This is a genomic window from Neorhizobium huautlense (assembly GCF_002968575.1).
GTDB lineage: Bacteria > Pseudomonadota > Alphaproteobacteria > Rhizobiales > Rhizobiaceae > Neorhizobium > Neorhizobium huautlense.
The window spans coordinates 36,460-57,960 of record NZ_PVBM01000005.1; the positions used below are offsets into that span (position 1 = coordinate 36,460).

Consider the following 21,501-nt stretch of genomic DNA (forward strand, 5'->3'; position numbering starts at 1 on the left):
ACATGATGGCGAAAGCCAGACAGATTCAGCAAACCTGCAAGATCATCATCGCAACCGCGGCGTTGGGCATGCTTTCGTCTGCCGCGTTCGCGCAGCAGGGTGCGAACAGCAAATCCTTCGTGGAAAACTTCGACAGCCTCGACCGCTCCTTCTGGTACGTTTCCGACGGCTGGAATAACGGCAGCCATCAGAACTGCACATGGTCGAAGAAGCAGGTACGGGTCGAGAACGGTATCTTGCAGCTGGAATTTTCCGAAGGCAAAGCCAAGGATCGAAACTACGCCTGCGGAGAGATTCAGACGAAGGCTCGCTACGGATATGGTACCTACGAGGTGCGCATGAAGGCGGCGACCGGCTCCGGCCTGAATTCGGCGTTCTTCACCTATATCGGCCCCACCGACAAGAAACCGCATGACGAGATCGACTTCGAAGTTCTCGGCAAGAACGCGGGCGAAGTACAGGTCAATCAGTATATCGGTGCGAAGGGCGGCAATGAAAAGCTGGTGCCGGTCGCCGGCGGCGCCGACCAGGGGTTCAACGACTATGCCTTCATCTGGGAAGAAAACCGCCTTCGTTATTTCCTGAACGGAAAACTCGTCCAGGAAGTGACCGGCAAGGCGAAGATACCGTCGAACCCTCAGAAGATCTTCCTCAGCCTCTGGGGTACGGACACCCTGAGGAATTGGATGGGCGCGTTCTCCTATACCCAGCCGGCCTCGATGTCTGTCGACCGCATCGCCTTTACGGCGCTTGGCGAGGACTGCCGTTTTCCCGAATCCGTGCTTTGCACGCTTGACTGAGGCATTTGCTCTCCCGGTTTTCCAACAGGTTGGAATGGCCGGGAGGGACTGAAAGGAGTTGGACGACTTGAGTCTGAATGTTCTCTATCTCGCTCACGATCTGGCCGACGCGGCGATCAGGCGCCGCGTACTCACGCTGAAGGCGGGTGGCGCAGAGGTTACTGTCGCGGGTTTCAAGCGTGGAGCCAGCGTATTGGCGGACGAGCGCGATGTACCGACCACAGTGCTCGGGAGAACTGCGGACGGCCGTTTCGCCCAGCGTATCGGCGCGGTGATCGCTGCGCGAATGACCTTGAAGTCGAAATTGGCCGGAGTGACGCGGCCAGACGTCATCATCGCCCGCAACCTGGAGACCCTGGCGCTTGCGGGCCACGCGGCCTCGCTGTTCGGTCGCGACATTCCGGTGGTTTATGAATGCCTCGATATTCACAGGCTGCTCCTGGACGAAGGCGCCAAGGGCCGGCTGATGCGTCAGGTCCAGCGCTATTTCGGCCGCCGTGCCAGCCTGCTCATCACCAGTTCGCCGGCTTTCGTGGAGAATTTCTTCAAGCCCCGTTCGGGGCTCGACCTGCCGGTCCTGCTCCTGGAGAACAAGGTGCTGGCATTGAAGCCCGAAATCGTGTCTGCCGCGCCGGCACCGCGATTGCCGAAGTCCGGACAACCCTGGCGGATCGGTTGGTTCGGTGCGCTCCGTTGCCGAAAATCGCTGGATATCCTGCTCGAGTTGGCAAGGCGGATGGATGGCAGGGTCGAGGTCGTTCTGCGCGGTCGCCCTGCCTACAGCGAGTTCGATGATTTCGATGCAAAGGTGAGCAGTGCGCCTCACGTGGAATTCCACGGCGCCTACCGCAATCCGGAGGATCTTGCGGCGATCTATCGCGACGTCCAGTTTAGCTGGGCGATCGACTTCTTCGAGGAAGGGCTCAATTCAAGCTGGCTCCTGCCGAACCGGCTCTACGAAGGCGGTCTTTACGGCATTGTCCCGATTGCCCTTTCCGGAACCGAGACCGGGAGGTTCGTGGAGAACCGGCGAATTGGCCCGGCGATCGAAAGAGCCACGCCCGAAGCGCTCGAAATGCTGTTCAAGGGCATGACCGAGGCACGTTACCTCGATCTTGTTTCACGCCTCAGCGCTGTCGAACGCGGCCAGTGGGTTACAGGCCCTGCAGATTGCCGCTCCCTTGTTTCCCGGCTCTCTGCCCTACATCCCAACATCTCTCCGCCGGCGGATGTGCCGGCTGTATCAACCGTGCAGTCGTGAGGTGGAGTATGGTTTCGCGTTTGCTCTCCGATATCCAGGATGCCCGAACGCTTCTGGTGATCCCCTGCCTCAACGAGGCGGCGACGATCGAACCTCTTCTACGCAAGCTTCATGCGCAGCGCGGAGCGATGGATATGCTGATCGTCGTGGCCGACGGCGGCAGCCGGGACGGCACGCCCGAGATCGTCAGCAGTCTCACGTCCGAAATTCCAGACCTCCTGCTGCTCGCCAACGCCAAGCGGATACAAAGCGCCGCCATCAATCTTGCCGTCGATCGTTTCGGAGAGGAAAGGGACTATCTCATCCGCATCGACGCACATGGCGATTACCCGGATGACTATTGCCGGACCCTCATCCATGAGGCGATCGAGATGAACGCCGATTCCGTGGTGGTCGGCATGGAAACCATCGGTTTCGGCCTCTTTCAGAAGGCGACCGCCATTGCTCAGAACTCCAAGCTCGGCAACGGCGGCTCCAAGCATCGTGCGGGAGGGGGCGGCGAATGGGTCGATCACGGCCATCACGCGCTGATGCGAATTGAGGCCTTTCGTTCCGTCGGGGGCTATGACGAGAATTTCAGTCACAATGAGGATGCCGAGCTTGATTTCAGGCTGCGCGCCGCCGGCTTCCGGATCTGGATGACCGGCAAGACCTATATGACCTATTATCCCCGAGCCAGCGCTTCGGCCCTCTTCAAACAATATCTCGCCTACGGTCGAGGCCGGGCGAAAAACCTCATGAAACACCGTTCAGTCCCGAAGCTCCGGCAGGCGATTCCGTTGGCGGTCGCACCGGTGGTTGTCGGGGCGGTTCTGGCACTCATCTATTGGTGGGCGGCGGTACCACTGGTGATCTGGGCTGCTGCCTGCCTCGGTTACGGCTTCTGGATGGCTGTCGGACAGAAAAACCCCTACGGCCCGCTCGCCTCGCTCTCGGCCATGATCATGCATTTTGCCTGGTCTGCCGGCTTCTGGCTGGAATTGGCCGGCGTCGGACGGAGGGCGGCGTGATGACGGCAGGCGAAAGATCGGTTCGTATCGATATCGGCATCTGCACCTATCGGAGGCCGGAACTGCGGGCGACGCTCGAATCCCTGTTCAGGCTCGCCGAACCCATGGGAGTCCAGCTGCGCCTGATCGTCGCCGATAACGACGCAAGTCCCAGTGCGCGGGCGCTGGTAGACGAGATGCGGGTGCATTCGCCGTTCCCGATCCACTACGTGCATTGCCCGAAATCGAATATATCCATCGCGCGCAATGCCTGCCTTGCCGAAAGCGATGCGGACTATCTCGCCTTTATCGACGACGACGAGACGGCGACGCCTCTATGGCTCGCCGAACTCTTCTCTACCCTGATGCACAGCGGAGCCGATGCGGTTCTAGGCCCGGTCAGGGCGATCTATGATGGCCGAAGCGCCGGTTGGATGCGGAAGGGTGATTTCCACTCCACCATGCCGGTGTGGGTCGAGGGGCGTATCAGAACCGGTTACACCTGCAACGTTTTGCTCGACATGCGCTCGCCGGCGGTATCTGGGCGACGGTTTGCGCTGTCGCTTGGACAGAGCGGTGGCGAGGATACGCATTTCTTTACGGGATTGACCGACGACGGCGGGCGCATCGAGTTCGCCCGGGACGCCATCGTCGAAGAACGGGTTCCGGAAAAGCGCGCCAGCTTTTCTTGGCTTGCCAAGCGCCGTTTCCGGTCAGGTCAGACGCATGGGCGCATTCTTGCCGCGAAAAATGCCGGCCTGAGCCGTATCAAACAGACCGGAGTTGCGGGCCTGAAATTCGTCTTCTGCGCGGCAATGGGCGCGGCGACGGCATTTTCACCCGTCAAGCGCAATCGTTATGTCCTGCGCGCTGCGCTTCATGCCGGCGTGGTCTCCGGCACACTGGGAATGCGCGAAATCCGACAATATGGAGCCGTCGAAACCGCATGACGATGTCCGATTTCCAGCCAGATGTGAGCTTTGTGATCGCGGCTTACAATGCCCAGGATACAATCGGGCAAGCGATTGCCAGCGCTCTTGCCCAGATCGGCGTAACGGTCGAGGTGATCGTCATCGACGATTGCTCGAAGGACGGCACACGCGAACTCGTACGCCATTATCCGGACGAACGGGTGCGGCTCATCGAGCAGGAAAGAAACGGCGGCCCAGCGGCGGCCCGCAATGCCGGGTTCGCGGCTGCGCGTGGACGATGGATTGCCGTGCTCGACGCGGACGACACGGTCTATCCGGCTCGGCTCCTGACGATGCTGGAGCGGGCGGAGGAAGCCGAGGCTCAGGTGGTACTCGACAATCTCGACGTCATTCCCATCGAAGGCGGAAAGCCGCAGACCATGTTTGCCCGGGAAGAGCTCAAGCGGCGGCCGATCCTGACGCTTGCCGACTTCATCGGCTCGAACGTGATCTTCCAGTCGACCTTCAATTTCGGTTACATGAAGCCGATCTTTGAACGCGATTTCCTGGTCCGTCACCAACTGCGTTTTGATGACACGCTGAGGGTAGGGGAAGACTACCTGCTGCTCGCGTCGGCGCTTGCCTGCGGTGCACGCTGCGCAATCACCCCGGATGTCGGCTACGTCTATCACCTGAGGCAGGGTTCGATTTCGCGGGTGCTGGAGCAATCCCATATCGACGCGATGGTGGCTTCCGACCGGGCTTTTCTCGCCCGCTACAAACTGGATGCCAAGGCCATGGCGGCTCAAACCCGCCGCACCAGAAGTTTCCACGAGGCGACGGCATTTCTTACGCTCGTCGACGAAATCAAGAAAGGCTCCGTGGGGGGCTTCTTGAAAACAGCAGTCCGGCATCCGGGTGCACTCAAGCACCTGCGTATGCCGATTGCTGTCCGCATGCGCCGGCTGGTGGGACACCGCTGGCGCCAACTGAAATCCGATCGGATAGGGCGGGGGCGCCCTCCGGAAAGGACGAAGGAATGGATATGAATAGACCAGTTCGAAAGGCGGTGATCCCCGTCGCAGGCAACGGCACTCGGTTCCTGCCGGCCACCAAGGCCATGCCGAAGGAAATGTTGACGATCGTCGATCGCCCCGTCGTCCAGTATGCGGTCGATGAAGCCATGCAGGCAGGGATCGAGAACATCATCTTCGTCACCAGCCGCAACAAGACCGCGATCGAGGACTATTTCGACAGCGCCCCGGAACTCATTGCTACCCTGACGCGCTCCGGCAAGACGGTACAGGTAACGCAACTCGAGAAGATGCTGCCGGTTGCCGGCACCGTAAGCTATACCCGTCAGCAGGTGCCGCTCGGCCTCGGACATGCGGTCTGGTGCGCCCGTGAGCTTGTCGGCGACGAGCCTTTCGCCCTCCTGCTTCCCGACATGGTGTCCTACGGCCCGCAGGGATGCATGGCCGGCCTGATGGAGCTCTACGAAGAAGTGGGAGGTAACGTCTTCGCGGTGGAGGAATGCGCGCCCGAGGAGACATCGAGCTACGGCGTCGTCGGTGTCGGCCGCGGCGTCAAGAACGGTTTCGAAGTGACGGCCATGGTTGAAAAGCCGAAACCGGAGGACGCGCCGTCAAATTATTACCTGAATGGCCGCTATATTCTTCAGCCGGAGATCTTCGAGCTTCTGGCCAGCCAGGAACGTGGCGCCGGCAACGAGATCCAGCTGACCGACAGCATGCACAAGCTTGCCCAGGTCCAGCCGTTCCATGCGCATCCTTACAAGGGGCGCACATTTGATTGCGGCAGCAAGCGCGGCTTTATCGAGGCCAATGTGGCATTTGCCATGTTGCGCGCCGACATGGGCGCCGAAATCCATGCCTCTCTCAAGGAACTGCTGATGTCGCACGAGACGCGCGTCCAGGCCGCATAGCATAATCAAACCTATTTGCGGCGGGCGGCAGCACCAACTGCCGTCCGTCACTTACAAGCTCCGGAAAGCGAGCCCAATGGATCAGGTAAACTTTCGACCGCGAACAATATTTCCGAGCGAGACGCGCGACAGCGACACGTTCATCGATCTCGACAAGCTCTGGGCAGCGGTCATACGCCGCCTGGGCGTGATCATTGCATGCATAGTTGCGACGGTCGTTCTCGCAGGGCTCTATCTTTTCATGGCCCAGCCAATCTACACGGCGATGACGCAGATTCTCATCGACGAAAATCTCTCGCGCTACGCTGAGGATGAGAAGGACAGCCAGACCGCCCAGCAGATCGACAACCGCATGTCGAGCGCCGTGGAAATCCTCAAATCGAAGGCACTGGCACTGCGCGTCGTCGATAAGGGGAAGTTCGACCAGAACGAGACGCTAGTGAATCCACCGAAATCACCCGTCGATCTCGCCAAGGGCGCGATCAAGAGCGTGACGTCTCTGCTGACGCCGGGCGGACCGCCCCCCTCCGAAGAGCTCGAGCGCATGGGCCGTCGCGAGAAGGCGGCCGCCGTTCTGCAGCAGGCTCTGACGGTGGAGCGTGTCGGGCGCAGTTCGGTCATCGCGATTTCCATCCGCTCTCCGGATCCGCAGCTTTCCGCGGCGATTGCTCGCACTTATGCGGATTCCTATCTGACTGACCAGCTCAATGCCAATTTTGACGCGTCTGAGCGAGCCTCGTTCTGGCTGCAGGAGCGGCTGAACGACCTCAACAGCCGCGCGCAGCAGGCTTCCCTCGCTGTTGAACAGTACAAGACCGAGCACGGGCTTGTTTCTCCGCGCGGTGAGCTCCTCTCCAGTCAGCAGCTCTCCGATCTCAACAGCCAGCTGATAGTCGCCCAGGCTGATTCCGCGACCGCTTCAGCGCGCTACCAGCAATATAAAGCGATCATCGACAAGGGTGCTGAGGCGGCCGTCGAGAATGCAGTCATTTCGGCGCGCGATACCGACAACTCGGTGATCCAGGATCTCCGCAAGCGCTATATCGCAATCAACGACCGCGAGCGCGGCGTCATCCAGCAGTTCGGCGCGGATCATCCCCAGGCAATTGCCCTCAAGAGCGAGAAGGAGGAGATCTCCCAGCAGATCTACCGCGAACTTCAGCAGCTGACGGGAAGTTTCCGCAACGAATTCGAGGTTGCGAGCTCTCGCGAAAAGTCGCTGCGGGATAGCATCGACCGGGTCGCCGGCCGCAATTCCGAAGCCAATGTCTCGATGGTGCAGCTTCGCGAACTGGAGCAGAAGGCTGCGGCCCTGAAGACGCTTTATGAGTCATATCTCGGTCGATTTGAAGAGGCGACCCAGAGGCAATCGTTCCCGATCGCCAAGGCACGGGTGATTTCCGAGGCTGGTACACCGACGGCCCCCTCCAGCCCGCGCAAGACGCTCACCATGGCATTGTCGGTCGTCCTCGGGCTGATGCTCGGCTGCGCGGCAGCGACATTGTTGGAACTGCGCGAGCGCTTCTTCCGCACCGGTGATGATGTTCAGGACAAGCTGGGCCTTCGCTTCCTAGGCTACTTGCCGACGCTCTCCGGCATCCATGCCGAAGAAAAGCCGGCACCTCAACCGACCGAAGCGGAGGCTGCGGCTGCACCTCCCGGCAACCCGATCTCGTTCCGGCGTCTGATGAGGGTCGCTGTCGAAGCGCCGCGTTCGCAGTTTGCCGAAACGCTCAGAAACACCAAGCTTGCCTGCGATATCATGCTGCAGGAGCGCAAATGCCGTGTCATTGGTGTCGTTTCCTGCCTTCCTGGCGAGGGCAAGTCGATGGTTGCCGCGAATTTCGCAGGTCTCATCGCTTCGAGCGGCGTGCGCACCCTCGTTATCGATGCGGATCTCCGCAATCCGGGCTTGAGCCGCATGCTGGCATCGGAGCCGGAGATCGGTCTGGTCGAGGTCGTGTTGCAGAAGACGTCCTGGACCAATGCCGCCCGGGTAGATCGCCGGTCGCGACTGACAATCCTGCCGATGACGACGCGCAGCAAGCAGCTTGCCCATACGAGCGAACTCCTTGCTTCAGCCGGCATGAGCCAGTTCCTTGAAAGCGTCAAGGATGCGTTCGATGTCATCGTCGTGGATCTGGCGCCGCTGATCCCGGTGATCGATGCCAAGGCTTTCGAGCCTTATGTCGACGGCTTCATCTTCGTGACCGAGTGGGGTGTCACCCCGACGAAGGCAGTGCAGTCAGTGATGCGTTCGGAGCCGCAGATCGCTTCCAAGACGGTCGGCGTCATCCTCAACAAGACTGAGATGTCGGAACTGCACCGCTATGCGGATCCCGGCGCACCCGAGCGGCTGCGCAACAATTACCTCTCCTACTACAAGGAAGGCTCCGCGTCGGCGCCTCGATAAACTGAAAGGGGCGGTTTACCGCCCCTTCTCATTCCAGCTCATCCGCATGTCTCAGGCGCGTACGGCCATCCTACCATCCAGGCGATTTACGTCCGCAGTCCGGAGAGCCTTGCGGAATACGTCGCCGATGCCGATCAGCACCGGCTCGTCGATGCCGATTTCAGCCATCGCGGCAGGCATATCGCTCAACGAGCCGCTCCAGCGCCGTTCGTTTGGCCGGCTCACCGCGCTGACGATGACGACAGGCATGGTGGAGTTCATTCCCGCCGCCATAAGTCTGGCGGCAATCTCTCCGGCAGTGCGGCCGGACATGTAGTAGATGGTCGTAGTGCTGGAGTCGGCGAGCGCACGCCAGTCGAGATTATCGGGCAAGATGCCCTTGCGGGAGTGGCCAGTAACGAAGCGGACGCCCTGCGCATGGTCGCGGTGGGTGAGCGACACGCCGAGCCTGGAGGCCATGGCACTGGCCGAGGTGATGCCAGGTACGACGTCGACGGGTATTCCTTCCTGCTCCAGGCAGGCGATCTCCTCGCCAGCACGGCCGAAGATCATCGGATCGCCGGATTTCAGACGCACGACGCGTTTCCCGGCCTTGGCGAACTTGATCATCATCGCGTTGATGTCTTCCTGCTTGCAGCTTTCGCGGCCGCCGCGTTTGCCGACCAGCATCCGCTTTGCCTCGCGTCGAGCGAGTTCCAGCACATCGTCGGAAACAAGATCGTCGAAGAGAATGACATCTGCGGCCTGCAGGGCACGCATGGCTTTCAGCGTCAGCAATTCCGCGTCGCCGGGACCGGCTCCTACCAAGGTGACGCGGCCGATGGCGGGGGCTTCCGAGAGCCTTTCGGCCTCCCTCAGAAGCGCCCCGCCGACCGCCTCCTCCGGCGTATTGGAACCTGCAAATGCACGATCGACGAAACGCTCCCAGAAGGCGCGCCGTTGCTGACCGGGCGCGAGCCGGGCATTGATCTTTTCTCTCATCGATTGGGCAAGCTCTGCCCAGCCTTTCAGCGATTGCGGCAGGAGTGTCTCGATACGCCGACGGATCGCCTGAGCCAGGATCGGGGCTGCGCCGTCCGTGGAGATCGACACGACGACCGGCGAACGATTGACGATCGAACCGAACTGGAACTGGCAGAAGGCCGGCTTGTCGATCACGTTGACCGGTACGCCGGCTCTCAGCGCTGCATGGAAGAAGGCTTCCGCTTCGGCCTCCTCTTCGCAATCGGCGACCGCCAGGGTGGCCCCGTTCAGCACTTCGGCACTCCACATCCGGGGGTGATGTACAAAACGGCCTTGCGGATGTTCGGATCCGCGCCCGACCAACTGGCCGAAGGTCTCGGTGAGGTCTTCGGCATAAACGTGGACCTCGGCACCGCAGGCGGCCAGAAGTTCCGCTTTCCATGCCGCGGCATCCGATCCGCCTGCGACAATCACCCGCTTGCCCTCAAGCCCCCAGAAGACGGGAAGTTTCGCAAGGGGCGCCAGGCGGGCGGGCGCATCATTCCGCTGCTGCTGCAAGACATCCATCGATGATCCCCCTGATTTCTGCGCGGCAGGAGCCGCAATTGGTGCCGGCATTGGTTTCCTTGCCGATGGCTTCGACGCTGTGGCAGCCGCCCCGGACGGCACTGACGATGCGGTTGACGCCAACCGAGAAACAGGAGCAGACGGTGGCGCCTGGGTCGGGTTGGTCAGCGCCCGGCCGACCGGCGACGATGGCAAAGCGCTTGCGCAGGTCACTATGTTCGGCCGTCAGCTGGGCGATCGCCCAGTTGCGGGCGACGGCAACGGGTTGGCGCGCAAGGAACAGGGCGGCAAGCAGTCTCGAGCCATCGAAGAAGGCGAGCCGAAGATCTCCGGTGTCATGATCGGCATAACCGAGGGGCTCGATATCGCCGCCTATGGAAAAGGCTTTCCGGCACCAGGCCGTCCAGTCGCCGACCTGATCCGCGAATGCCAGCTCCACCCGCCATCCGCCCTCGGCTTTGGCAAGAGCCCAATAATCGGCTTTCGGTGTGATCGGTCTGGTGGATGACACTGCAAAACCATAAAGAGCGGCAGCAAAGGACCGCGCGGCAATGGCGACGTTCTTGGACGCAGGTTGGCCGGAATGGGGGTCGGTCACCGGAGCGACGAGTGCGTCGATGCGTGCCTGCGCCGCGAACTGGTCGTTCCAGTGCATCGGCACGAAGACACTGCCTTGCGCCTGCCGCTCAGTTACCAGCGCACGCACGATGGCTTTGCCGAAAGGACTTTCCAGCTCCACAAGCCCGGCGCCTCGGACGCCGAGCTCCATCGCATCGCGTGGATGTAGTTCGGCAAAGGGTTCGGCGATATGGCCCGAAAGCCTGGCGCTTTTGCCCGTGCGGGTCATCGTATGCCAATGATCGCGGACGCGGCCGGTGTTGAGTGTCAGCGGATATCGCGTGCTGCTCCGGTCCGTCTCCGGCGCCTGGACCGCAACGAAGCGGGCCTTGCGATCAGGGTGGAAGAAACCGCCCTCTGCGAAGAAGCGGGTCCCCGCGGGCTGCGAGCCAGCAGGTTGCGGCCATTGGAAAGGCATCAAGGCGTTATAAGAAGGGCCATCGATTGCCGCCTGAGCGCCGATGTCGAAATCGCGGCTGCCCTCGTTCTCGAATGCCGAAAGCGCCGCGTGTTCGGCGAAAATCTCGGCCGCCGACGAAAAGTCGAAGCCTGTGAAACCCATGCGGCGTCCGACTCCAGCAAGCTGCCACCAGTCGGCCCTGGCTTCCGCGGGAGCGGCCAGGAAGCGTCGCTGGCGGGAAATGCGGCGTTCGGAATTGGTGACGGTGCCATCCTTTTCGCCCCAGCCGAGAGAGGGCAACAGCACGTGCGCATGGCGCGCCGTATCGGTCTCGTGCTGAATATCGGAGACCACGACGAAGGGGCAGGCCTGTATGGCTGCCTCGACCGCATTCGCGTCCGGCATGGAAACAACCGGGTTCGTTGCCATGATCCAAACCGCCTTGATACGTCCGTCAGCCACGGCGCGGAACATATCCACCGCCTTCAGCCCCGGTTTCTGCGCGATTGTCGGCGATGCCCAAAACCGCTGCACACGGTCGCGATGCTCCGGGTTTTCGATCGCCATATGGGCGGCAAGCATGTTTGCCAGTCCACCGACTTCCCGTCCGCCCATGGCATTCGGTTGGCCGGTCAGCGAGAAAGGCCCCATGCCGGGTCTACCGATGCGGCCCGTGGCCAAGTGGCAGTTGAGGATGGCATTGACCTTGTCGGTACCGGACGAGGATTGGTTGACGCCCTGGCTGTAGCAGGTCACTACCTTTTCGTTCGTTTCGAACAGCCGGAAGAATTCGAGCAGCTGGGAAACCGGCAGACCGGTGCGCGTGATCAAAGCGTCGAGCGTGAGCGCCGATGCGGATGCGAGTGAGTCAGCAAAACCTTCCGTGTGGGCGGAGATATAGGCTTCGTCTATGGCCAGGCTTTTGCCGAGATGGGCAAGCAGGCCCATAAAAAGCGCAACATCCCCATCGGGGCGGATCGCCAGATGCAGGTCGGCAATGTCGCAGGTCATGGTGCGGCGGGGATCGATAACGACGACTTTCATAGCCGGCCGCGCAGCCTTGGCGGCCGCAAGGCGCTGGTAGATCACCGGATGGCACCATGCGAGGTTGGAGCCGATGAGGATCACCAGATCGGCAAGTTCCAGGTCCTCGTAGGTCCCGGGAACGGTGTCGGAGCCGAAGGCGCGGCGATGGCCGGCAACGGAGGAGGACATGCAGAGCCGGGAATTGGTATCGATGTTCGCAGAACCGATGAAGCCCTTCATCAGCTTGTTGGCGACGTAATAATCTTCCGTCAGCAATTGTCCCGAGACATAGAAGGCAACTGAATCGGGTCCATGTTCGGCAATGGCCTCGGAAAACTTGCGGGCGACAAGATCCAGGGCCTCGTCCCATTCGCTGCGCTCGCCGTGAATCTCCGGATAGAGGATCCGACCGTCAAGATCGATGGTTTCGGCAAGCGCCGAGCCTTTCGAACAGAGGCGGCCATAGTTGGCGGGATGGTCGGCATCGCCCGCGACCTTGACCGCACCCGTTCCGTCGACGGAGGCAATGACACCGCAGCCAACGCCGCAATAGGGGCAGGTGGTCCTTGTGCTGTTTTCATTCCCGAGTTCTGGGCGCATCGGCCTACTAGTTCCTCGCTGGACGACAGATTGCGGAAGCGGCATTCCCAGGAGCCGGAAACGAAAAACGCTGCGCAATCAACCAGTCCCGAAAGGAATCTGGGTGAGTACACAGCGTCGATGCTGGCGCCTGGATCTTGGCTTTCGGCGGATCCGCTCCGTTGCAGATTTGCCGATCGGAACATGGCCGCAAGCGGCCTTTGCTCTGCCTGTATCATCGCAAAAGAAACCGAATTGCACAAGATTTAATAAGATGCAGTTGCAGCTTAAAAATTAGGCATTTGCCTTTTCAGATAAAGTCCCGGGCCAGCAGACCGATAATGATCAGCCCTAAAATCAGGCTTAGAACCTTCCAGAACAGCAGCGGGTTACGCTCGATCAATGAGGGTGTCCGGGTTCCGAGAAGCTTCGCATTCGGATGCGACAGGTCATATTCGAATTCCGAGAGTTCGGTGTATCGTTTGGCTGGATCGGGATCGACGGCCTTGCGAATGGCTTCCTCGACCCAGTCCGGCACATCGGGGCGGATTTCGCGAAGGCCGGCGAAACGAAGTTTCCGCTGCTCTTTCTTGCTTCTTGTGCGTGCGACCGCGGGGCCATAGGGCAGTCGGCCCGTCAGCATGTGGTAGGCAATCGCCCCTAGCGAGTAGAGGTCGGACTGCTCGCTTCCCCGCTCGCCTGCGAAATATTCCGGCGCGGCGTATTGCACCGTTCCGAGTATGTCGGTGTCATCAAGGCTCGGCGCCGCCTCGATCACTCCGGCCACTGCTGCCGATCCGAAGTCGATGATCTTCACGGTACCGCTCCGGTCGATCATGATGTTTTCAGGCCGCAGGTCCTGGTGGATGATTTCCTTCCGGTGCAAGGCACGAAGCCCATTGGCGATCTGGCCGACGATATCCCGCACCGACCGAAGATCCGCCTTTGGCCGATCGGCCATCCACTGGGCAAGGGTCTCGCCCTCCACATAATCCATCACCAGGTAGAGCGACCGGCGCGGCTTGAGCGGCTGCCGGCTCTTCAACACGTGAATGCTTGAGACCCGACGTGCGACCCATTCCTCCATTGCGAAGCGCCGAAGATAGTTCTCGTCCTCCCGCAGATCTGCCGAGGGGAATTTCAGGACCACGTTCTCGCCGGTTTCCGGTTCGGTCGCCAAAAAGATGTGGCTGCGACTGCTCGCATGGATCTGCCGGTGGAGCCGATATTCTTCGAAATCGCCGGGAATCCGGGGCAGGGGTGCCGGAGGCAGGGAACCCGCGAGATCGAAGACCGGCTCGAAATCGTTATCCGGCAGGTTGTCGATCCGAACGACCTGGATCGTCAGATTGTCGTCGCTTCCTGCTTCGTATGCCGAGGCGGCAATGTCCTTGGCTGCAGCGGACAGATCTTCCTCTGACATGAGGCGCGCTGCGATTTGGCGAGGAGCGACATGGGCATGGATGCCGTCCGTGGTCAGTACGAAAACGTCGCCGGTATGGATGTCCAGCCGGTGATAATCGATCTCCACCGAAGGAAGGAGGCCAAGCGCGCGACCGAGATAGCTTTCGCTCTGCGACGGGGTCAGGCGGTGGTCGCTTGTCAGCGGCTCCAGACTGCCGCCCGACATCCGCCAGATGCGGCTGTCGCCCATATGGAAAATATGTGCCCAGCGCCCCTTCAGTACGAGCGCCGAAAATGTGGTGACATGGGCGCGATCGAGATTCTCCACCCCCCGGTTCTGCGCATGGAGCCAGGAATTAGTGGCGTCGATCACACGGCTCGCCGCAGTCTTCACCGTCCAGGCATCGGAGGTGCAGTAGTAATCGGTCAGGAAGCTCTTGACCGCAGTCTCGGCGGCGATGTGGCTGACCGGACTTGAGGAGATGCCGTCGGCGATGGCAAGCGCCACGCCCTTCATTGCAAGAACGGCGCCTTCGGGGACGATGGCGCCGTGGAAATCCTGGTTTATGGCCTTGCGGCCCGGTGCCGAATACTGGCCGATGTCGACCTTGAGTTTGCCCGGGGCGAGAGACTGCAGCATAGATTTTTCCTGGAGGGTGGCTCCGCCGGCCGCGGCGGAGCCAGTGCAGACTACTCCGCGGCGACAAGCCGTGTCGCGGGCTTTTCTTCACCCTTGCGGCTTGGCGAGGTCTTGTAGTGGGTGGCGTAGATCACGCCGCCGACGAAGGTCAGGCCGCCCACAAGGTTACCGACGACGGTGGGGATTTCGTTCCAGAGGAAGTAGTCCAGCCAGGTGAAATGACCGCCCAGCATGATGCCCGACGGGAAGAGATACATGTTGACGATGGAGTGCTCGAAACCGAGATAGAAAAAGACCAGGATCGGCATCCACATGGCAATGACCTTGCCGGATACCGAGTTCGACATCATGGCGCCGATGACGCCCGTCGAAACCATCCAGTTGCACATGACTGCCCGCACGAAGAGGGTCAGCATCCCGGCCGCTCCAGCAGCAGCGTAACCGATCGTGCGCGATTCACCGATCACGCCGATCTTCTGGCCGACGGCATTGGGCGCTTCGGAAAAGCCCATGGTAAAGATGATCGCCATGAAGAGGGCGGTCGTCATGGCGCCGGCAAAATTGCCGACAAAGACGAGACCCCAGTTGCGCAGCACGCCGCCGAGCGTCACGCCCGGGCGCTTGGCGATCAAGGCCAGCGGTACGAGGGTGAATACGCCCGTAAGGAGGTCGAAGCCCATCAGGTAGAGCATGCAGAAGCCGACCGGAAAGAGCAGTGCACCCAGCAGCGGCTGTCCGGTATTGACCGTGATGGTGACGGCGAAGGCTGCTGCCAGTGCCAGGATGGCGCCGGCCATATAGGCGCGGATTAGGGTGTCCTTGGTGGACATGAAGATTTTCGATTCACCCGCGTCGATCATTTTCGTCGCGAGTTCCTGCGGGGCTACATAGGACATGGTTTATTTCCTCCACCAGTCATGATTTTTGTAGAGAGTGTGGCAAGCATCATTCGGCTGCGGCGAGCGCCAGGCTCTCGAGAGCCATGAAGATTTCGTCGCCGCGTAATTCCAGTTGGATGGTTTTGACGGAGCCTTCGTCGGCACCGAGCGCCTTGCCGGTTTCGAGCGAAATCACCCAGTTGTGGAGCGGACAGGTCACCGAAGTGCCGTGCACGATCCCCTGGCTGAGTGGGCCGCCCTTGTGAGGGCAGTGGTCTTCGATGGCGAAAACCTGGTTTTCAGCAGTGCGGAACACCCCGATCTTGCCCATGGGCGTCTTCACGCAGCGGGCGCCGCGAAGCGGGATGTCATCGATCTTGCCGATTGCAATCCAGTTCATCGTCATCTCCTTACTCCGCTGCTTGATTGAAGCCGACAGTCGCCATCGGCCTGAACTCGTGCTTGTCCTTGCCGGAAACGCGCTCGGACCAGGGGTCAACCTGCGCAAATTTCTGGCTGAAGACGAAGCGCTCGTAATAGGCCTTGCGCTTTTCCGTATCGGTCATGATCTGCCGGCGGATTTCGTCGAGGCCGATGCGCTTCGCCCATTTGTAGATGCGCTCCAGGTAACGGCCCTGCTCGCGGTACATCTGGGTCAGCGCCACGATGTGCTCCAGCGCCTCGTCCTCGGTCTTCACCAGGCCGAGCACCTCCGTGCCCTTGATGTCGAGGCCGGCGGCACCTGCGAAATGGATCTCGAAGCCCGAGTCCACGCAGATGACGCCGATATCCTTGCAGGTTGCCTCGGCGCAGTTGCGCGGACACCCGGAGACGGCCATTTTCAGCTTGGCAGGCGTCCAGGAACCCCACATGAATTTCTCGATGCGGATGCCGAGGCCCGTCGAATCCTGCGTGCCGAAGCGGCACCAGTCGGAGCCGACACAGGTTTTTACTGTGCGCAAGCCCTTGGCATAGGCCTGGCCGGAGACGAAACCCGCCTTGCCGAGATCGGCCCAGACAGCCGGCAGATCTTCCTTCTCGACGCCTAGAAGGTCGATACGCTGGCCGCCGGTCACCTTCACCAACGGAATCTCGAACTTGTCGACCACATCGGCGATCGCGCGCAATTCCTGGGAGTTGGTGACACCACCCCACATGCGTGGAACGACGGAATAGGTGCCGTCCTTCTGAATATTGGCGTGGACACGCTCGTTGATGAAACGCGACTGGTAATCATCGGCATATTCGTCCGGCCAGTCGCAGACGAGGTAGTAGTTGAGTGCCGGGCGGCACTTGGCGCAGCCGCAGGAGGTCTTCCACTCCAGTTCCTGCATGACGGCAGGGATCGTCTTCAGCTTCTTCGCCTTGATCAAGCGGCGGACGTCGTCATGGCCGAGTTCTGTGCAGGTGCACATGGGCGTGACAGCGGCCGGGTTGTAGGCGTCACCAAGCGTGAGCGCCATCAACTGCTCGACAAGCCCGGTACAGCTGCCACAGGAAGCGGAGGCCTTTGTGTGAGCACGCACATCGTCCAGCGACGTCAGGCCTTTGGCCGTGATCGTTGAGGTGATCTTGCCTTTGCAGACGCCGTTGCAGCCGCAGATCTCCGCATCATCCGGCAAGGCTGCAACGGCCGCCATAGGGTCCAGCGGAGAACCCCCTTGATAGGCCTGTCCGAAGATCAGCGTGTCACGCATTTCCGAAATGTCGGTCGCTTTTTTCTTCAGATCGTTGAACCAGGCGCCGTCGGAGGTTTCGCCGTAAAGCACGGTGCCGATGATGCGGTTGTCCTTGAGGACGAGGCGCTTGTAGACGCCCGCAGTGGCATCGCGCAGCACGATTTCCTGGCGGTCGTCGCCGTCGGCGAAATCACCGAGCGAATAGAGATCGATGCCAGTGACCTTGAGCTTGGTCGGAGTGTCGGAATGGACGAAGGCAGGCTTCCTATCGCCCGCGAGGTGCGCGGCCGCGACACGCGCCATTTCGTAGAGCGGCGCGACGAGGCCGTAGACCATGCCGCCCACTTCCGCACATTCGCCGATGGAGAAGATGTCGCCATCCGAGGTTTGCATGCCGGCGTCGACAACGATGCCGCGATTGACGGCAAGTCCGGCTTCCTTGGCCAGGCCGACATTTGGCCGGATGCCGACCGCCATGACAACGAGCGTTGCCGGGATGATGCGGCCGTCGTCGAGTTCGATGCCTTCCACTTTGCCATCGCCGATGATCGCTTTGGTATTGGCTTTGCAGATGACCCTGATGCCGCGATCTTCGACGGCTTTCTGAAGGAGATAGCCAGCGGCGGGATCGAGCTGACGTTCCATCAGCGTCGGCATGACATGCAGCACGGTCACGTCCATGCCACGCTCGGCAAGTCCGGCCGCAGCTTCAAGCCCAAGCAGACCGCCGCCGATCACCACGGCCTTGGCGCGTGACTGGGCGGCGAGCAGCATAGCGTTGACGTCGTCCAGGTCGCGATAGGTGATGACGCCGGGAAGATCCTTGCCAGGCACCGGAATGATGAAAGGTACCGAGCCGGTGGCGATCACCAGCTTGTCGTAACTCTCGGTGACGCCGTGATCGGAGGTGACCGTCTTCGCGGCGCGGTCGATCGCGACGATCTTGTGGCCCTTGTAGAGCGTGATGCCGTGATCGATGTACCAGCCGTCACCATGGATGACGATCTGCTCGTAGGTCTTCTCGCCCGAAAGGACGGGCGAGAGCATGATGCGATCGTAGTTGACGCGCGGTTCGGCATTGAAGATCGTGACCTGATAGCGGCCCGGCGCCTGTTCGAAGAGGTGTTCCAGCATGCGCCCGGGGGCCATGCCATTACCGATGATAACAAGTTTCTCAGTCATGATATTACTCCGCGGCTTCAACGAAGCGGTGGCGTTCGTAGAGGAATTTGAGGACGGCCTCGCGGCACTTGAGGTATGTGCGGTCGGAGGCGAGTTCGATGCGGTTTCGGGGGCGGTCGATCTGCACGTCGAGGACTTCGCCGATCCGGGCCGACGGTCCGTTGGTCATCATGACGATGCGGTCGGAAAGCAGCACCGCCTCGTCGACGTCATGGGTGATCATGACCATCGTGTTGCCGAGGCGCGAGTGGATTTCCATGACCGCATCCTGCAGATGCGCGCGGGTCAATGCGTCGAGAGCGCCGAAGGGCTCGTCGAGCAGCAGGATCTTTGGCTCCATGGCAAGAGCCCGGGCGATGCCGACGCGCTGCTTCATGCCGCCGGAGATTTCCGAGGGCCGCTTGTCCTTGGCGTGTGCCATCTGGACGAGGTCGAGATTGGCCATCACCCAGTCGTGGCGTTCGGCCTTGGTTTTCGTCCGGCTGAAGACCTTGGCGACGGCGAGATTGACGTTTTCATACACCGTCAGCCAGGGCAGCAACGAGTGGTTCTGGAAGACCACGGCACGTTCCGGCCCGGGCGCATTGACCTCGCGGTTTTCAAGCAGGACAGCGCCGGCCGAAACCGGCGTCAACCCGGCGACGAGGTTCAGCAAGGTGGACTTGCCGCAACCCGAATGGCCGATGATGGAGACGAATTCACCCTTGGAGATCGTCAGGTTGATGTCCTTCAACACCTCGGCGCGCACGCCGCCGCGGTCGAAATATTTGTCGATATGGTCGAGCTTCAGATAGGCGTTCATGGGTCCGCTCCTCAGTTTGCCGAAGCGCCGCGGGTGATGATCTTGCCGAGCGCGGAAACCAGCTTGTCGAGGGCGAAGCCGACAACGCCGATATAGGCGAGTGCGACGATGATGTCGGGCAGCCGCGACGAGTTCCAGGCATCCCAGATGAAGAAGCCGATGCCGACACCGCCGGTCAGCATTTCGGCCGCGACGATCGCGAGCCAGGAAAGGCCTACACCGATGCGCAGGCCGGTGAAGATGTAGGGTGCCGCCGACGGCAGCATGATCTTGAAGAAAAATTCGAACTGGTTAAGGCGCAGCACCTGGGCGACGTTGCGATAATCCTGCGGGATATTGCGCACGCCGACGGCGGTGTTGATGATCACCGGCCAGATCGAGGTGATGAAGATTACGAAGATTGCCGATGGGTTTGAGTCCTGGAAGGCGGCGAGCGACAGCGGCAGCCAGGCGAGCGGCGGCACGGTGCGCAGGACCTGGAAGATCGGGTCAAGGCCGCGCATCGCCCAGACGGACTGGCCGATGATCGCGCCGACGATGACGCCGGCGATTGCGGCAAGCCCAAAGCCGTAGGCGACGCGCTGCAGAGATACCAGGACGCGCCAGCCTAATCCGATATCCTGGGAGCCATAGTTGAAGAAGGGGTAGGCGATCAGGTCATAGGCTTCCGTCCAGACGACATGCGGCGATGGCAGCGAGGCCTGCGGCGACGAACAAAGTACCTGCCAGACGAGTAGGATCAGCGCCAGGACGACGACCGGCGGAACAACGTTACGCAAGGCGGCCGCCCCCATCCGGCGGACATCGATCTTGGCGACCTGTCTGCCGGAAAAGGGGACGACTTTGCCAGCCGGTTTGGCTGAGGCGATCGTGGAGAGTTTTTCTTTTTTTGCCAGGGCGGACATCAGCGCTCCTTATGAATAAAAAGCCGGCGCGCCCGTCACGCGCCGGAGGCGGGGGTTCAGGACGCAGCCTTGATCGAAAGGCTGTCGAGATAGGCCGAGGGATTTTCCGGGTCGAAGACCTTGCCGTCGAAGAAGGTTTCCTTGCCGCGCGAGGACGAGGCGGGGATATCGGCAGCCGCGACGCCAAGCTCCTTGGCGGCCACGCGCCAGATATCCTCGCGGTTCACCTGATTTACCAATGCCTTGATATCGGTGTCGGCGGGCAAGTATCCCCACCGGGCGTTTTCGGCCATGAACCAGGTGTCATGGCTCTTGAACGGATAGGAGGCGCCATCCTTCCAGAACTTCATGTAAAGATCGGTGCCCTTGGCCTCGCGGCCGTTGCCGTAGTTGATGTCGCCCTGGAGACGGCCGAGAACATCCTTCGCGGGAACGTTGAACCACTGGCGCTTGCCGAGGATCTCGGCCATTTCCGCCTTGTTGTCCATGCTGTCGCACCATTGCTGGGCTTCCATGACGGCCATAAGCAGGGCCTTGCCGGCGTTGGGGTTCTTTTCGATCCAGTCGGCGCGAAGGCCGAGCGCCTTTTCGGGGTGCCCCTTCCAGAGTTCGCCGGTGGTGGCGGCCGTGAACCCGATGCCCTGGTTCACGAGTTGCTCGTTCCATGGCTCGCCCACACAGAAGACGTCCATGTTGCCGACCTTCATGTTGGCGACCATCTGCGGCGGCGGCACGACGATGGTGGATACGTCCTTGTTCGGATCGATGCCGCCGGCGGCGAGCCAGTAGCGGATCCAGAGGTCGTGGGTGCCGCCCGGGAAGGTCATGGCAGCCTTGATTTCCTTGCCCTCGGCCTTCTTCTTTTCGAAGGCAGCCTTCAGCCTGGAGGCATCGAGTTGCACGCCGGTATCGGCATATTCCTTGGCGACCGAAATGCCCTGGCTGTCGAGATTCAGGCGAGCGAGGATCGCCATCGGCACCGGCTTGTTGTTCTGCGTCACCTTGCCGGTGTGCATGAGATAGGGAAGCGGCGAAAGGATATGGGCTCCGTCGATGCCGTTCGCGGCGCCGCCGAGGACGAGGTTGTCGCGGGTCGCGCCCCAGGAGGCTTGCTTGGAGACGTCCGCATCAGGAAGGCCATGCTTTTCGAAAAGCCCCTTCTCCTTGGCAATGATGAGGGGAGCGGCATCGGTGAGCGCGATGAAGCCGAGCTTGACGCCGGTTACTTCCGGGCCAGCACCGGCTGCGAAAGCACCGGACGGAAAGGCAGTCTTGACTGCGCCGATGAGGGCGGCAGTGGCAGTCGTCTTGAGCATGCAGCGGCGTGTGATGCCGGTCGTCAAAATCTTGGTCATGCGCAGGTTCCCTCTGCTGGCCGGTTTTAGGCACAAAAAAACGCCGCTCGGAAATTGCGTCCACGGGATGGGAGGATCCCGGACAGCAAAGACCTTGCGACGTCGGTGTCTTGTGTAAGCGCTTATGCCGCGCCTATCCGCGCCGGTCGCCATTGACCGGTGCAGATAAAGCAATGCAAAGGGC

The 21,501-nt window shown here is 61.1% G+C and carries 16 protein-coding genes; 7 read left to right on the plus strand and 9 right to left on the minus strand.

The annotated features are described in order from the left end of the window. Positions 1-2: 2 nt before the first annotated feature. From exoK to C5L12_RS07265, 7 genes are all read left to right on the plus strand, one after another. The gene (gene exoK, locus C5L12_RS07240) at positions 3-800 is read left to right on the plus strand and encodes an endo-1,3-1,4-beta-glycanase ExoK (protein ID WP_280952514.1); all 798 of its coding nucleotides are present in this window, start codon (positions 3-5) and stop codon (positions 798-800) included. 67 nt (positions 801-867) lie between these two features. Next, positions 868-2,061 carry a glycosyltransferase gene (locus C5L12_RS28365; RefSeq protein WP_170109065.1) on the plus strand — a complete coding sequence of 398 codons (1,194 nt, stop codon included), beginning with the start codon at positions 868-870 and terminating at the stop codon, positions 2,059-2,061. An 8-nt stretch (positions 2,062-2,069) separates the two neighbouring features. Beyond that, positions 2,070-3,071: a glycosyltransferase family 2 protein gene (locus C5L12_RS28370; RefSeq protein WP_170109066.1), complete on the plus strand. Its 1,002-nt coding sequence runs from the start codon at positions 2,070-2,072 to the stop codon at positions 3,069-3,071. Beyond that, on the plus strand, positions 3,071-4,000 hold the full coding sequence (locus C5L12_RS07250) for a glycosyltransferase family 2 protein (RefSeq protein ID WP_105371368.1): 930 nt from the start codon (positions 3,071-3,073) through the stop codon (positions 3,998-4,000). Before C5L12_RS28370 ends, C5L12_RS07250 begins: the two co-directional genes overlap by 1 nt. Further along, a complete protein-coding gene (locus C5L12_RS07255) occupies positions 3,997-5,010 on the plus strand; it encodes a glycosyltransferase family 2 protein (protein WP_105371369.1) in 1,014 nt (337 codons plus the stop codon). The genes C5L12_RS07250 and C5L12_RS07255 overlap by 4 nt, the downstream gene beginning before the upstream one ends. Continuing rightward, positions 5,001-5,906, plus strand: coding sequence for a UTP--glucose-1-phosphate uridylyltransferase (locus C5L12_RS07260; RefSeq protein WP_105371370.1), 906 nt, complete (start codon positions 5,001-5,003; stop codon positions 5,904-5,906). The genes C5L12_RS07255 and C5L12_RS07260 overlap by 10 nt, the downstream gene beginning before the upstream one ends. Positions 5,907-5,982: 76 nt before the next feature. Further along, positions 5,983-8,319 carry a polysaccharide biosynthesis tyrosine autokinase gene (locus tag C5L12_RS07265; RefSeq protein ID WP_105371371.1) on the plus strand — a complete coding sequence of 779 codons (2,337 nt, stop codon included), beginning with the start codon at positions 5,983-5,985 and terminating at the stop codon, positions 8,317-8,319. A 51-nt stretch (positions 8,320-8,370) separates the two neighbouring features. On the opposite strand, the gene cysG is transcribed toward C5L12_RS07265, so the two are convergent. From cysG to C5L12_RS07310, 9 genes are all read right to left on the minus strand, one after another. Next, positions 8,371-9,849, minus strand: a complete 1,479-nt coding sequence (cysG, locus tag C5L12_RS07270) for a siroheme synthase CysG (RefSeq protein ID WP_105371372.1) — start codon at positions 9,847-9,849, stop codon at positions 8,371-8,373. Next, on the minus strand, positions 9,821-12,493 hold the full coding sequence (locus C5L12_RS07275) for a nitrate reductase (RefSeq protein WP_105371373.1): 2,673 nt from the start codon (positions 12,491-12,493) through the stop codon (positions 9,821-9,823). The genes cysG and C5L12_RS07275 overlap by 29 nt, the downstream gene beginning before the upstream one ends. Before the next feature lie 289 nt (positions 12,494-12,782). Then, positions 12,783-14,516 carry a bifunctional protein-serine/threonine kinase/phosphatase gene (locus C5L12_RS07280; protein WP_105371374.1) on the minus strand — a complete coding sequence of 578 codons (1,734 nt, stop codon included), beginning with the start codon at positions 14,514-14,516 and terminating at the stop codon, positions 12,783-12,785. Positions 14,517-14,566: 50 nt separating this feature from the next. Next, positions 14,567-15,412, minus strand: a complete 846-nt coding sequence (locus C5L12_RS07285; protein ID WP_105371375.1) for a formate/nitrite transporter family protein — start codon at positions 15,410-15,412, stop codon at positions 14,567-14,569. 49 nt (positions 15,413-15,461) lie between these two features. Then, positions 15,462-15,800, minus strand: coding sequence for a nitrite reductase small subunit NirD (gene nirD, locus C5L12_RS07290; protein ID WP_105371376.1), 339 nt, complete (start codon positions 15,798-15,800; stop codon positions 15,462-15,464). A gap of 4 nt (positions 15,801-15,804) precedes the next feature. Then, a complete protein-coding gene (gene nirB / locus C5L12_RS07295) occupies positions 15,805-18,255 on the minus strand; it encodes a nitrite reductase large subunit NirB (protein ID WP_105371377.1) in 2,451 nt (816 codons plus the stop codon). Between the two features lie 4 nt (positions 18,256-18,259). Beyond that, entirely contained in the window at positions 18,260-19,057 is a 798-nt protein-coding gene (locus tag C5L12_RS07300) for an ABC transporter ATP-binding protein (protein WP_105371378.1), read from the minus strand. Between the two features lie 11 nt (positions 19,058-19,068). Then, a complete protein-coding gene (ntrB, locus tag C5L12_RS07305) occupies positions 19,069-19,962 on the minus strand; it encodes a nitrate ABC transporter permease (protein WP_105371379.1) in 894 nt (297 codons plus the stop codon). A gap of 56 nt (positions 19,963-20,018) precedes the next feature. Beyond that, entirely contained in the window at positions 20,019-21,317 is a 1,299-nt protein-coding gene (locus C5L12_RS07310) for a CmpA/NrtA family ABC transporter substrate-binding protein (RefSeq protein WP_105371380.1), read from the minus strand. Positions 21,318-21,501: the final 184 nt, after the last annotated feature.